The following is a 14,456-nucleotide window of genomic DNA, read 5'->3' on the forward strand; positions in this document are numbered from 1 at the left end:
CGGCACGTATCCGGCGGCCGTTGACGACTTCATACAACGAGACAAGGCAGGAAGCGCGATGCGCGACACGGAGACACATTCACATCTGAAGCGGACGCTCGGCTTTTCGTCCGTCTTGCTGTTCGGGCTGGCCTACATGGCGCCGCTCATCGTATACGGCACGTATGGCGTGCTTGCGAAGGCCAGCGGCGATACGGCCGCGCTGTCCTATCTGATTGCGCTCGTCGCGATCGTGTTCACCGCAATGAGCTACGGCAAGCTCGCGCGACTTTATCCGATGGCGGGCTCCGCCTATACGTACACGCGCAAGGCATTCAATGCGAATCTCGGCTTCCTGATCGGCTGGGCGACGTTGCTCGATTATTTCTTTCTGCCGATGGTGATCTGGCTGATCGGCGCCGCGTATCTGGGGGCGGCGTTTCCGGCGATTCCTGCATGGGTGTGGATCGTGGCATTCATCGTGACGACGAGCGTGCTCAACATCGTCGGCATCGAAGTGGCGGCGCGATTCAACATCGTGCTGATGGCGATGCAGTTTGCGATCCTCGTGCTGTTCGTCGCATTGTGCTGGCACTATGCGTCGTCGGCGGCGGGCCCGGGCGGCATTGCGATGGCCGCGCCGTTCTTCAAGGCCGATGTGCCGGTGTCGTCGATGTTCGCGGGTGCGGCGATCGCGGCGTATTCGTATCTCGGATTCGACGCGGTGTCGACGTTGACCGAGGAGACGGTCGAGCCGGAAAAGAACATTCCGCGGGCGATCGTCGGAATTGCGCTGATCGGCGGGATCATTTTTATCGTCGCCGCGTATTCGATGCAGCTCGCGCATCCGGGCGTTCAATTCCATGACGCGGATTCGGCTGCGTTCGAAGTCGCGAAGAAGGTCGGCGGCGACGTGTTCGTCGGCGTATTTCTCGCGGGGTTGATCATTGCGCAGTTTGCGTCCGGGATTTCGGCCCAGGCGAGCGTCGGGCGGTTGCTGTATGCGATGGGGCGTGACGAGGTGCTGCCGAAGCGGGTGTTCGGGTTCATTCACCCGCGCTTCAAGACGCCGGTGTTCAATATCGCGATTGCGGGCACGATCGGGTTGCTTGCATTGAAGCTCGACGTGACGACATCGACGTCGTTTATCAATTTCGGCGCATTCCTCGCGTTCTCGATGGTGAACCTGTCGGTAGCGAAGATCCATCTGTCCGGCCGTCACGAAAACAGGCGCATGGGACTCGTTGGCGGACTGGTCTTCCCGATGATCGGTCTGGTTGCGGATATCTGGTTGCTCACGAGTCTCGAGCGGACGGCGATCGTGCTCGGGCTCGCGTGGTTCGCGATCGGGGTTGCCTATCTGGCGTGGATTACGCGATGGTTCAGGCAGCCGCCGCCGGAGGTGGCATTGTAAGGTCGCGCATTGCGAAGCTCGGACAGAAATGCGTGTTAGTGTTTCGAATCGAGATTCCCCATGTGAACGAGAGGTGAGTGATGGATCGGTCAGACAAGTCGGCAAAAGCACGCGCGGCACTTGACCAACTGTTTTCGGGCGTCCCGCCTGCGGACGCGAATCGCGCGCCACGTTCCGGCAGTCCGTTCGACGCGCCGGATGACGGCGCCGGCGTCGATCCGGGCGTTCGCGGCAGAGTCGAAGTCGCGCTGTCGACGAGAATCCAGTTGCGCGGCTACCCGAATGCGGACGCGTTCATGAAGCGCATGGCCGAAGCCTGGGGCCTGGAGTGGGGCGCATACGACAACGTTCAGGCCGTCGCAAAGCTGCCTGCCGGATGGCGATTCCGCCAGCTTCCGGGCGTCACGCAGATCGTCGACAGGCACGACGTATTGCGAGCGGAGAGCAGCTTGCAGGGCGGCGAGATGTCCTATCTGAAAGTGCATCCTCGATACCATATCGACGCACGCAAGGGGTTCGCCTGGGGACGATCATCGATGGCGGCCGATGATCCTGAGCTGGACGGCCCCGACTGGCAATGCTTCGTGATGGATCGGGAGAAATCCGGCGAAGTACATGAAATAACGAGTTCGTCGTTGAAAGCCGATCTGGACCGTGCGCGAACGACATTGCTGAAATGGCTTGACGAGAACTACCCCGATCATCGTGATCCCTTTGCGTATTGGACGGATTGCGAACCTGCGTCGTAATCCGCTCTCGATTTTCCGGGGTTCAGGATATTGTGTTTTTGCTGCTCGAAACCCGGTTTCTTCCCTCGCGTTTGGCGGCATACAGCGCCGAATCCGCGTGACTTGCCAACGCGTCGAGCGAAGCAGGCCATGAGTCGCGGGCGGTCGCACAGCCGATGCTGACGGTGAAAGGGGGCACGGCGTCAGGAAATCCGGACAGCCGATTGCGTTCGACTGCGTCGCGAATGGCTTCCGCAACCTTCGCGGCCCCGATTTCGTCGGTGTCCGGCAAGACGGCGACGAATTCCTCGCCGCCGTACCGCGCTGCGATATCGCAGCGCCGCCGCGTATGTTTCCGGATGCATTCGGCGAGATATCTCAAAGCCGTATCGCCTTGCGCATGTCCGTAACGGTCGTTGTATTGCTTGAAATGATCCGCGTCGATAAACAGCAGGGACAGCCTGCCGCTGCTGCTGCGACGGAGCCTTTCCCACTCGTCCGAGAGAGCCGCGTCGAGTGCGCGGCGATTTCGCAGGCCGGTCAGCGGATCGGTCCGGGTGAGATCCGTCAACAGGCTCTGCTTGCGAAGGTTGTCTCGCAATGCGAACGCCAGCAACCAGACCACCGCACAGAACAATGCCGCGATCAGGGAAGCGGAAATGCCGACTTTCCAGGACATGCGCGTGGTGTTGTCCAGCACGTCCCGCTCGGCCGGCGCAACGACGGCGATGAGCGGCGTACCCGGAACGCGCTGGAACGTATACAGCCGCACGATCCCGTCGATGGTCGAGCGGGCGGCATAGAACCCGGAATCGCGGCTGACCATGCGCGCGAATGCCTTCGAGTTGCGCAGCCGGATCAACTGGTGCTCGCTGAGAGGGGGATTTCTGGCCAGGACGGTGCCGTCCGCGCGCAGGATTGCGCTGATGCCGTGGGGCCCTACGTTCAGCCTGGAAAGGAGCCGGCCGAAGTAGTTCAGGTCGATGGCGACGACCGCTATGCCGTTGAATGAACCATCCGGCCGGTTGATTCGTCTGGACAGCGCAATGGACTCCTTGCCGTCGCGCGAACGCGCCCGATAGGCCTCCGATACGTAAAGACCGACGTCAGCCGACTCGCGATGGACGGTGAAATAGTCGCGATCGCTGAAATCCCAAATATGCGGCGTGCTGCAGCAGCCGTCGATCAGTTGGCCGTAGCGATCCGTTACGCCCATCCCGGTAACGTATTGCGCGGCGGTGCGCTCGAACAGCAAATCGTGCCGCAATAGAGGATCCATGCGCTGAACGGCGGGATTGCCGATTTCGGACGCGAGAACAAAGAGGGCGCTATTGGCCGTTTCCACGGTTCGCTCGATCTCGCTGACCAGGACGGCGGTGACGTTCCGGGACGTCTCGTGCGCATGCGCGACGACTTCGCTTCTCGCGGCCCAAAGCGTGATCATGCTGACGCCGACGGCAGCCAACGACATCAACGTGCCCAGCGCGCCGACGACGATGTGGTGTCGTCCCGCCCAGTCGGCAATTTTCTCGATTGAAATGGATGCGGACATGCTTGAACGGCTGTCGGGTGGTCGGTCTAGTTAGTCCGGACGGGGAGGCGAAAGCCGGGTTAACGGCAGGTCCTGCGGAAAATCGAGGCGCATGGTTGCGAGCCGGAAGAACAAATTGATGCAAAGGCTTTTTGCATGAATTCGGCCCACGAGTCACGCCGATCTCGTCGCATTACATTTAAAAAAAGTTCCAATTCGCGCATGAAGCTGGATTCGAACATCAAAACGAACAATCCATCTGGCATGCGAGATCCGGCCGGCCCCCGGTCCAGACGTCACGATCGCCCAATCCAGCAAGGCCTACAGGGGTTGGCCGGTACGCCGGCATGGTTTTCCCTGATGCCGGTCGAGTTTTCAAGTGATACGATGACCGACGTGGGATATCGATGCAATGTTCGAATTCGAGCATCGGACGAACGCCACGTCGCCGAGCGGGGCCGGCCGCAGTCCCGTATATGGATGGAGACAATCTTGCGAAAAATCATGGGCTTGCGCTGGTGGATCATCGCGCTCGTATGCGTTGGGACCATCGTCAATTACCTGTCGCGCAACGCGCTCGGCGTGATGGCGCCTGAATTGAAGACCCTGCTGCACATGAATACGCAGCAATACTCATATGTCGTCGGAGCATTCCAGGTCGGCTACACGATCATGCAGCCGGTGTGCGGACTGATCATCGACCTGATCGGCTTGCGCATCGGTTTTGCGGTGTTCGCATGTCTCTGGTCGCTGACGGGCGTGCTGCACGGTTTCGCGGGCGGCTGGCTGTCGCTCGCGGCGCTGCGCGGCCTAATGGGGCTGTCGGAGGCCGTCGCGATTCCCGCCGGGATGAAGGTCGTCGCCGAATGGTTTCCGAACCGCGAGAAGTCGGTCGCGGTCGGCTACTTCAACGCCGGCACCTCGCTCGGCTCGCTGCTTGCACCGCCGCTGGTCGTGTTCCTTTCGCTGCGCTACGGCTGGCAGAGCGCGTTCGCGGTCACGGGCGCGCTCGGGTTCGTCTGGGCCGCCATCTGGTATCTGTTCTACCGCTCGCCGACCGATCATGCGCGCATCAGCACGACGGAGCGCGACGCGATCGTCGGCGGCCAGACGCCGGCGGCGTCCGGTGCGCGCGACAAGCGCCGCGTGCGCGAAGTGCTGGGCACGCGCCGCTTCTGGGCGATCGCGCAGGCGCGCTTCTTCGCGGAGCCGGCGTGGCAGACGTTCAGTTTCTGGATTCCGCTGTATCTCGCGACCGAACGGCACATGGACCTGAAGCAGATCGCGCTGTTCGCGTGGCTGCCGTTCCTCGCGGCCGACCTCGGCGGGCTGTTCGGCGGCTACCTGTCGCCGTTCCTGATGAAGCGCTTCCGCATGCCGCTGATCTGGTCGCGGATCGCCGGCGTCGTGCTGGGCGCGTTCATGATGATCGGCCCGGCCTGCATCGGGCTCGTCGCGTCGCCGTACCAGGCGATCGCGCTGTTCTGCGTCGGCGGCTTCGCGCACCAGATGATTTCGGCGCTCGTGAACACGCTCGCGGCCGACGTCTTCGAGCCCGGCGAAGTCGGCACGGCCGCGGGCTTCGCGGGGATGGCGGCGTGGACCGGCGGGCTCGGTTTCTCGCTGCTCGTCGGCGCGCTGGCCGACAAGCTCGGCTACGGGCCGCTGTTCGGCGCGCTCGGCGCATTCGACCTGATCGGCGCGACGCTGCTCGTGCTCCTGATGCGCGGCGTGACGCGCGACGCGAGCCCGCAAAAGATCGACAACGGCGCGCATTCCGCCGCCTGACCTGACCTCGACATCCATCATGGCCACCTTGAAGAATCGACCGCGCTTCGCGTTGTCCGCCCGGCAGGGCAATCACCTCGTTCTGACGGCCGCGCACGGTTGCCGGATCGAACTGTTCGTCCTCGCCGACGACATCATCCGCGTTCTCGTGCTGCCCGACGGCGCGTTGCGCGGGCCGCGCACGTGGGCGATCGCGCCCGGCATGGAAGACGTGCCGCTCGAAGGGCGCGACCGGCGCGACATGAGCGGTTTCGACGCGGTGCCGTACGCGACGGCGGTCGATGCCGATCGCGTGACGATCGAAACCGCGCGCGTCCGGCTCACGGTCGCGCTCGACGGCGGCTTCTGCGCGTGGGACATCCTGCACGACGGCGCATGGCAGCGCGTGATGAACGATCGCAAGACCCAGGCATACAACTTCGGCTGGTGGGACGCGCGCGCGTATCACTACGTCGAGCGCCGCCCGGACGAGATGTATGTCGGCCTCGGCGAGCGTGCGGGCGCGCTGGATCGCGCGAACCAGCGCTTCGAGATGCGAAATATCGACGCGATGGGCTATAGCGCGCGCACGAGCGATCCGCTCTACAAGCACATCCCGTTCTACGTGACGTGGCACCCGCAGGCGGCGACAGGGTTCGGCCTGTTCTACGACACGCTCGCCGATTGCCGCTTCGACATGGGGCGCGAGCTGGACAACTATCACGGGCACTACCGCCATTTCGTCGCCGAGCACGGCGATCTCGACTATTACTTCATCGCGTCGCCGGGAACGCCGCTGCACGCGGTCCGGCGCTTCACGTGGCTGACGGGCCGGCCGGCGCTGATGCCGAAATGGGCGCTCGGCTATTCCGGCTCGACGATGAGCTACACCGATGCGCCCGACGCGCAGGAGCGGATGGGCGAATTCCTCGCGCGGTGCGGCGAGCACGACATCCTGTGCGACTCGTTTCACCTGTCGTCGGGCTACACGTCGATCGGCCCGAAGCGCTACGTATTCAACTGGAATCACGACAAATTCCCGGACGTCGACGGCTTCGTGCGGCGCTACCTCGATCACGGCGTGCGTCTGTGCGCGAACATCAAGCCGTGCCTGCTGCAGGACCATCCGGCTTTCGACGAGGTCGCCGAAGCGGGCCTGCTGATCGAAGCGCGCGACGGCGATCCCGCGTGGGTGCAGTTCTGGGACGAAGTGGGCGCCTATCTCGACTTCACGAATCGCGCGACGATCGACTGGTGGAAGGCGCGCGTGAAGGAAAGCCTGCTGCGTCACGGCATCGCCGCGACGTGGAACGACAACAACGAGTTCGAGATCTGGTCGCCCGAAGCGATCGCGCAGGGCTTCGGCCAGCCGTTCCCGGCGCGCGAGGCGAAGGTGCTGCAGACCCTGCTGATGATGCGCGCGTCGCGCGACGCGCAGCGCGAACATGCGCCGCAGCGGCGCCCGTTTCTCGTGTCGCGCTCGGGCGGCGTCGGCATGCATCGGTACGTGCAGACCTGGTCCGGCGACAACTACACGTCGTGGGAAACGCTGCGCTACAACCTGAAGATGGGGCTCGGCCTCGCGATGTCGGGCGTGTCGAACAGCGGCCACGACATCGGCGGCTTCGCCGGCCCGGCGCCCGAACCGGAACTGCTGCTGCGCTGGGTCGCGTTCGGCTGCTTCCTGCCGCGCTTCAGCATTCACTCGTGGAACGACGACGGCACCGTCAACGAGCCGTGGATGTATCCGGACGTGACCGGCCAGATCGCCGGGCTGATCAAGCTGCGCTATCGACTCATCCCTTATCTGTATGAGCTGCTGTGGCAGTCGCACAGCGCGTATGAGCCCGTGCTGCGGCCGACGTTCGCCGAGTTTCCGCACGATCCGCTGTGCCTCGTCGACGGCGACGACATGATGCTGGGCCCGTCGTTGCTCGTAGCGCCCGTGGTCGAGAAAGGGCAGCGCGAGCGTCAAGTGTATCTGCCGGCGGGCGCGCGCTGGGTGTCGTACTGGAGCGGCGACACGTTCGACGGGGGACGGACGGTCACCTTGCCGGCGCCGTTCGAGCAGCCCGTGATGCTGCTGCGCGAGGGCGCCGTGCTGCCGCTGAACGTCGCGGAACAGCACTTCAATCGCCCCGCGGACGAGCGCGCATTCGTCGTCGTGCCGCATGCGGGCAGCGGCGTCGCGATGGGCGGCTGTGTCGAGGACGACGGCGAAACCGAAGCATGGCGCGGCGGCGAGCAGGGGAGATGGAACGTCACCGTGGCGAGCGATGCGGCGACGTTGCGCATCTCGGTCGATCGCGCCGACCCGATGCGCAGCAACCAGACGCACGTGCGGGTGAGCGTGCCGTTAGCCGACCGGCGTGACGCCGTCTGCACGCACGGCGACATCGCCGACGAGCGCGTGGCCGACGGCTGGCGCCACCTGACCATTCCGCTTTCCCGTTGATAACAACATCGACCGGCGGATCGGCCGGCCGCATGACATTTTGGAGATCTTCGAACCATGAAAAAAACCGGATGCACGCGAGCGCGTGCGCTTGTCTTCTCGTGCCTGCCGCTGGCCGGTGCAGTGCTGTCGACGGGCGCATTCGCGCAAAGCAGCGTGACGCTGTACGGTGTCGTCGACAATGCCTTCGCCTATTCGAGCAACCAGCGCGGCCATTCGAATTTCTACATGAGCCAGGGCAACCTGCAGGCGAGCAAGTTCGGCCTGCTTGGCGAGGAAGATCTCGGCGGCGGCACGAAGGTCATTTTCCGGCTGGAAAGCGGTTTCAACTCGCTGACCGGCGCGCAGAGCAGCGCAGGCGTGATGTTCAACCGACAGGCCTATGTCGGCCTGAGCGACAACAGGTTCGGCACGGTGACGCTCGGCCGCCAGTACACGCCGTACTTCAATATGGTCGGCGCCTTGGGGCCGACAGGCGTGCTGACCGGCGCGACGGGCGCGCACCCGGGCGATGTCGACGCGCTCGATACGACGCTGCGGTTCAACAATTCGATCACCTACGTGTCGCCGGCCTTCGGCGGCCTGGTGTTCAGCGGCCAGTACGCGCTCGGCGGCGTGCCGGGCAGCGTCGCGAGCGGCAGCAATTTCAGCGCGGCGATGCGCTATGACTATCGGCCCTTTTCGGTGGCAGCCGGTTACGTGAAGCTGAAAGAAATTGCGACCAGTCAGGCGCTCGGCAGCTTCGCGGCCAATTCACCGGTCAACAACGGCTATGCAACGGCACGCGGCGTGCAGCTGATCGCCGCCGCGGCCCGCTACGAAATGAACAGCCTGATGGTCGGCGTGAACTATTCGAACGTGCAGTACGCGCCGGGCTCGAAGTCGCTGTTCGCGAACGAGGCCGTGTTCAACACGTACGGCGTGATCGCGACGTACCGCTTCACGCCCGCGATCACGGTCGGCGCGGGATACAGCTACACGATGGCGAGCAAGTCGAACGGGATCACCGACCCGGCGCGCTATCACCAGATTTCGCTCGAGCAGACCTATAGCCTGTCCAAGCGCACGACGATCTATGCGCTGGAAGCCTATCAACACGCACGCGGCAAGTCGCTGATCACGTCGGGCGCGGGTACCAGCATCGCGGACGCGGTGGCGGTCGTCGGCGACTCGCAGAATACGACGCCGTCGTCCGGGCCTTCGCAGTTCGTGGGCATGGTGGGGCTGCGCCACGCATTCTGAATCGCGCATGGCGCAGCGGGCTGGCCGGCGCAGTCACACGTGTCACGGCCGGGGCAGCGGACGACAATCGGCATTGCAAGTTCCAGGCCGGTCGTCGTGCAGGCCGATCGCGGCTACGACCACGACACATATCACAAGCCACTGCACGCTGCCGTATAGGCAGGCTTTCGCCCGAAGGCCTCGCTGGCCATGGCGACAAACTCCCGGCATGTCGGCCGGTCATCGCAGCACGGCAGATGCCAGGTCTGCCCGAACGCATCTGGCGTGTTGCCCAGGGTCGCGAGCGCACGGCTCGCGTCGGGCGTCCAGATGAGCGTTCGCCGTGCGTCGTCACGCAATGGCACCTTGGGTTGCTTGCCAGCCTTGAGCTGGTCGATGATCAGCGCATTCGTGAGGCTCTGCTGAGTGATAGATGGTCGCGGATTTTCATCTATATTTCGGCAAACTAAATTATTTGTATGCGGTTTGATGAAGCGCCCATGGTACGCGAGCTGACGCGATCCAAGCCACGGATGCTTCGTCGGTCTGCAGTCAGCCGGCACGTGCATCGAACCGCATCGACAACCCGGCAACATCGCTTCGATCAGTGATGGTGCGGATGGTCGAGAGCTACACGGTTGAGTGGCATGGCATCGATATGCATGGCGGTTGTGACGCAACGCTCCAATCACTTGACATTCAACTTAACTTCAATCCTAGGATTTCGTCTGCATCCTTTCGCGTCGTTGCTTCTGTGCGGTGCGATCTGGCTCATGACCCGACATCGCACCGACTCATATGAGGAATCGGAAATGTTTAAGCGTTGGTTTTTCAGGCACTGGCTCCTGGCCATCATTGCCTCCTTGTTGACGGGCGGATACGCCTATGCAGCCGATGTTGCGCGGAACGAGGGCGTGCAACAGCCAAACGGCAAGATTCTGGTCGTGATGACCAATCACTCCAAGTATCCGTCTCGATCGGATACGACCGGGCTTTGGTTCACCGAGTTGACGCATTTCTACGACGTCGCCCAGGCAGCTGGACTGCAAATGGATTTTGCGAGTCCGGAAGGTGGCGAAGTTCCGATTGACGAGCGCAGCCTGAAGTCTTTCTACCTGGACGATTCGGCACGCGCGCATTTGGCCGATCCTGCTTTCATGATGCGACTGAAGGCAACTTTGCCGGCTGCTGCCGTCAATTCCTCCAGCTACAAAGCGATCTACTTCACTGGTGGGCACGGCACGTTGTGGGACTTTCCCGATAACGCGGCACTGAAAGCCGTCAGTGAGCAGATTTATCGTCAGGGGGGCATTGTCTCGGCCGTTTGCCACGGCGTATCTGCGTTGTTGCCGCTCCAGGATGCCGAAGGCAAGTCTCTCCTCGCAGGCGTGCCGGTTACGGGATTCTCCGATATGGAGGAGACGCTGTCCGGAGTGAAGTCCCAGGTGCCGTTCCTTTTGCAGGATTCGCTTGTGAGCCGTGGTGCTCACTACAAGAAGGCGTTTCTTCCCTTTACGTCTTATGTCGTCAGTGATGATCGGATCATTACCGGACAAAACCCGCAATCGAGCAAGGAAATTGCCGAAGCAGTGGTCAAGCGGATCAGGGAAATGAATTGATTGGCTGCCGATACGGGCGGAGCAAGCAAGAGGAAACGGGGCGCGCTGTCATTGAGTTCGCGCAACGGGGGTACCGAGAGCGTGGTCGATCTCGGTCCGAGTATCCGGTGGTCAGGTGTAACCGCTTTTCGATTACCAAAGGAGGCTGTCATGAGCGGTAAGGGTGAAGTCGACGTCATCAGCAAATCTCGTCGCGAACTGATGATCGGAGCCGGTGCGGTAGCTGCTGCCTCAATGGCGCTGCCTCTGTTTTCCGCGAGTGGCACGGCCAGTGCCGCAACAACCAAGCATCCGATATATCCGTCGGCAGGAGATGCGGACCGGGGTAACAAGATCGTTACGAAGGACGGTGTCGAGATTTTCTACAAGGATTGGGGCAAAGGTCCGTCGATAGTCTTTAGTCACGGCTGGCCGCTGTCCGCGGATGACTGGGACGCTCAAATGCTGTTCTTCGTCGAGCATGGATATCGCGTGATCGCGCATGATCGCCGGGGACACGGGCGATCCACGCAAACAGCCAACGGTAATGACATGGATCACTACGCCGCCGACCTGGCGGCCCTGACCGAGGCGCTCGATATCAGAAACGCCATCCACATCGGGCACTCGACTGGCGGTGGTGAAGTCGCTGCCTACGTTGCGCGCCACGGCATGAAGCGAACCGCCAAGATTGTTTTGGTCAGTGCAGTGCCGCCGGTCATGGTGAAGAGCGCGCGCAATCCCGATGGAACACCGATCGAAGTCTTTGACGGTTTCAGGAAGCAGCTTGCCGCCAACAGGGCGCAGTTCTACCTCGATGTTCCGGCAGGACCGTTTTACGGTTTCAACCGGGCGGGCGCCAAAGTGTCCGAAGGCATCGTTCGCAATTGGTGGCGCCAGGGCATGATGGGTGGAATCAAAGCCCAGTACGACTGCATCAAGGCCTTCTCGGAAACGGATTTCACCGAGGACTTGAAGAAGATCACACAGCCGGCACTGGTCTTGCACGGCGATGACGATCAGGTCGTGCCGTACAAGGATGCCGGCGTGCTGTCCGCCAAGCTGCTTAAGCACGCTACGCTGAAGATCTATCCGGGCTACCCGCACGGGATGCTGACGACCAATGCGGATGTCATCAACGCGGACATCCTGAAGTTCATCAAGAGCTGAAAGTGAAGGCGGCCTCCCTGCGGAGGGACCGCCTCTCATGGGCACCATGGGTAGTCCCGCCAGTGCTCATTCTGGCGAATGACATCGCCGCATCGAACGCCTGCCTGCAAAACATCACGCGACCCGCAACGTGTCGTGGCGGGTCGCGTGACTTTCATCAGCCGGGAAACGAACGGGCAAGCTGCTTCGGCAGTTCGCCCGCATCCGCATTCCGGCGTCGTCGCTCAGGCAAGATCGAAGCGATCGAGGTTCATCACCTTGACCCACGCCGCGACGAAGTCGCGAATGAACTTATCCTCGCCGTCGGCGCTCGCATAGACTTCCGACAGCGCACGCAGCACGGCGTTCGAACCGAACACCAGATCGACGCGCGTACCTGTCCACTTCAGCTCGCCGGTTTGACGGTCGCGCCCTTCGAACACGTCAGCCGCCGAGACCGGCTTCCATTCCGTGCCCATGTCGAGCAGGTTGCGGAAGAAGTCGTTGGTCAGCGTTTCGGGCCGGCTGGTGAAAACGCCGTGTTCATTACCGGTGTGGACGTTCAGGACGCGCAGGCCACCGACGAGCACCGTCATCTCGGGGGCGGTCAGCGTCAGCAATTGCGCCTTGTCGACCAGCAGGGCTTCGGCCGGCACGGCGGACTTGCCCTTGAGGAAGTTGCGGAAGCCGTCGGCGGCCGGTTCGAGCACCGCGAAGGCATGCACATCGGTCTGTTCCAGCGAGGCGTCCGTCCGGCCGGGCGAGAACGGCACACGCACATCATGGCCTGCGAGCTTCGCCGCCTGCTCGATACCGGCGCCGCCGGCGAGCACGATCAGGTCGGCCAGCGAGATCTTCTTGCCACCGGATTGCGTGCCGTTGAACTCGCCCTGGATGCTTTCCAGCACTTTCAGCACCTTCGCCAGTTGCGCAGGTTCGTTGGCCGCCCAGCCCTTCTGCGGCGCGAGGCGGATGCGCGCGCCGTTGGCGCCGCCGCGCTTGTCGGAGCCGCGGAATGTCGAGGCCGAGGCCCACGCTGTGGACACCAGCTCGGCCACGGAAAGCCCCGAGGCCAGGATCTTTGCCTTGAGCGAGGCAACGTCATTTTCATCGACGAGCACATGGTCGATGGCCGGAACCGGGTCTTGCCAGATGAGTTCTTCCGCCGGCACGTCCGGCCCGAGGTAGCGGGCGCGCGGCCCCATGTCGCGGTGCGTGAGCTTGAACCACGCGCGTGCGAACGCATCGGCGAACACGTCGGGGTTGTCCATGAAGTGACGCGAAATCTTCTCGTATGCGGGATCGAAGCGCAGCGAGAGGTCGGTGGTCAGCATTGTCGGCAGCAGCTTCTTCGACGGATCGTGCGCGTGCGGAATCGTCGGCTGCGCATTTTTTGCCACCCACTGGTGCGCGCCCGCGGGGCTCTTCGTCAGTTCCCATTCGTAGCCGAACAGGTTCCTGAAAAAGCTCATGCCCCACTTCGTGGGCGTGTCGCTCCACGTGACTTCGAGGCCGCTCGTGATCGTATCCGCGCCTTTGCCGGTGCCAAGACTGTTCTTCCAGCCAAGCCCCTGCTGCTCGAGGCCGGCGGCCTCGGGTTCGGGACCGACGTTGTCGGCCGGACCGGCGCCGTGCGTCTTGCCGAACGCGTGGCCGCCGGCAATCAGCGCGACGGTTTCTTCGTCGTTCATCGCCATGCGCGCGAAGACCTCGCGGATGTCGTACGCCGCCGCGACGGGATCGGGATTGCCATCCGGACCTTCGGGGTTCACGTAGATGAGGCCCATCTGCACCGCGGCGAGCGGATTTTCTAGGTTGCGAGCGGGTTCGTTGCCGTGTTGCGGTTCGTCGGCCGCGCCCTTGCCGTAGCGCAGATCGCCGCCGAGCCAGGTTGTCTCGCTGCCCCAGTAGACGTCGCGATCCGGCTCCCATGTGTCCTCGCGGCCGCCGGCGTAGCCGAAGGTCTTGAATCCCATCGTCTCGAGCGCGACATTGCCGGTGAGAATCAGCAGGTCGGCCCACGAGATCTGCTGGCCATACTTCTGCTTGATCGGCCAGAGCAGGCGACGAGCCTTGTCGAGGCTCACGTTGTCCGGCCAGCTATTGAGCGGCGCGAAACGCTGCTGGCCGCGCCCGGCGCCGCCGCGGCCGTCGCCCATGCGGTAGGTGCCGGCGCTGTGCCAGGCCATGCGGATGAAGAGGGGGCCGTAGTGGCCGAAGTCGGCCGGCCACCAGTCCTGCGAGTCGGTCATCAGGGCCGCCAGATCCGCCTTCACCGCGGCGAGATCGAGGCGCTTGAAGGCCTCGGCGTAGTTGAAGCTCGAATCGAGCGGGCTGGATTTGCTCGAGTGCTGGCTGAGCAGATCCAGTCGCAATTCTCCTGGCCACCAGTCACGATTGGTCGTGCCGCCACCGGCAGCGTGGTTGAACGGGCACTGCCCTTCCTTCGACATAAGCACCTCTGTGTGAGGACGTGAAGATGTATCGTCACGCACGCAGGACTCGCCGGGGCCGATCATCACCCGTGCTGCGAGCCGCGCAAACGGACATTTGCACAACGCTTGAGCGTTTTTTCAGTATGGCTATTTGCCCCCCGCAGGGGGCAGGCGGGTGC

Annotated in this window: 9 protein-coding genes and 1 pseudogene; 7 read left to right on the plus strand and 3 right to left on the minus strand. The window is 63.0% G+C overall.

Annotated elements, in window-relative coordinates; translation table 11 throughout:
* Positions 1-58: 58 nt before the first annotated feature.
* Complete coding sequence (locus HWX31_RS18425) at positions 59-1,393, plus strand: APC family permease (RefSeq protein WP_174963011.1); 1,335 nt, start codon at positions 59-61, stop codon at positions 1,391-1,393.
* A gap of 80 nt (positions 1,394-1,473) precedes the next feature.
* Positions 1,474-2,142 (plus strand): nitroreductase, encoded by a 669-nt coding sequence (locus tag HWX31_RS18430; protein WP_174963009.1) that lies wholly within the window; start codon positions 1,474-1,476, stop codon positions 2,140-2,142.
* A gap of 22 nt (positions 2,143-2,164) precedes the next feature.
* Here the strand turns inward: HWX31_RS18430 and HWX31_RS18435 are convergent, their stop codons facing one another.
* A complete protein-coding gene (locus HWX31_RS18435) occupies positions 2,165-3,673 on the minus strand; it encodes a GGDEF domain-containing protein (protein WP_174963007.1) in 1,509 nt (502 codons plus the stop codon).
* 471 nt (positions 3,674-4,144) lie between these two features.
* Here HWX31_RS18435 and HWX31_RS18440 point away from each other — a divergent pair, with 471 nt between their 5' ends.
* From HWX31_RS18440 to HWX31_RS18450, 3 genes are read left to right on the plus strand one after another with little or no spacing between them, the layout of a single operon-like run.
* Complete coding sequence (locus HWX31_RS18440) at positions 4,145-5,440, plus strand: MFS transporter (RefSeq protein WP_174963005.1); 1,296 nt, start codon at positions 4,145-4,147, stop codon at positions 5,438-5,440.
* A gap of 19 nt (positions 5,441-5,459) precedes the next feature.
* Positions 5,460-7,874 carry a glycoside hydrolase family 31 protein gene (locus HWX31_RS18445; RefSeq protein ID WP_174963003.1) on the plus strand — a complete coding sequence of 805 codons (2,415 nt, stop codon included), beginning with the start codon at positions 5,460-5,462 and terminating at the stop codon, positions 7,872-7,874.
* Positions 7,875-7,931: 57 nt separating this feature from the next.
* The gene (locus HWX31_RS18450) at positions 7,932-9,116 is read left to right on the plus strand and encodes a porin (RefSeq protein ID WP_174963001.1); all 1,185 of its coding nucleotides are present in this window, start codon (positions 7,932-7,934) and stop codon (positions 9,114-9,116) included.
* A gap of 155 nt (positions 9,117-9,271) precedes the next feature.
* On the opposite strand, the pseudogene HWX31_RS18455 reads toward HWX31_RS18450, so the two are convergent.
* A pseudogene (locus HWX31_RS18455) lies at positions 9,272-9,517 on the minus strand (NAD-dependent dehydratase); the annotation flags it as partial.
* 390 nt (positions 9,518-9,907) lie between these two features.
* Here HWX31_RS18455 and HWX31_RS18460 point away from each other — a divergent pair.
* Positions 9,908-10,714: a type 1 glutamine amidotransferase domain-containing protein gene (locus tag HWX31_RS18460; RefSeq protein WP_174962999.1), complete on the plus strand. Its 807-nt coding sequence runs from the start codon at positions 9,908-9,910 to the stop codon at positions 10,712-10,714.
* Positions 10,715-10,864: 150 nt separating this feature from the next.
* Positions 10,865-11,863 (plus strand): alpha/beta fold hydrolase, encoded by a 999-nt coding sequence (locus HWX31_RS18465; RefSeq protein WP_174962997.1) that lies wholly within the window; start codon positions 10,865-10,867, stop codon positions 11,861-11,863.
* Positions 11,864-12,087: 224 nt separating this feature from the next.
* On the opposite strand, the gene katG is transcribed toward HWX31_RS18465, so the two are convergent.
* Positions 12,088-14,295 carry a catalase/peroxidase HPI gene (gene katG / locus HWX31_RS18470; protein WP_174962995.1) on the minus strand — a complete coding sequence of 736 codons (2,208 nt, stop codon included), beginning with the start codon at positions 14,293-14,295 and terminating at the stop codon, positions 12,088-12,090.
* Positions 14,296-14,456 lie beyond the last annotated feature (161 nt).

The organism is Burkholderia ubonensis (assembly GCF_902833085.1).
Taxonomy (GTDB): domain Bacteria; phylum Pseudomonadota; class Gammaproteobacteria; order Burkholderiales; family Burkholderiaceae; genus Burkholderia; species Burkholderia ubonensis.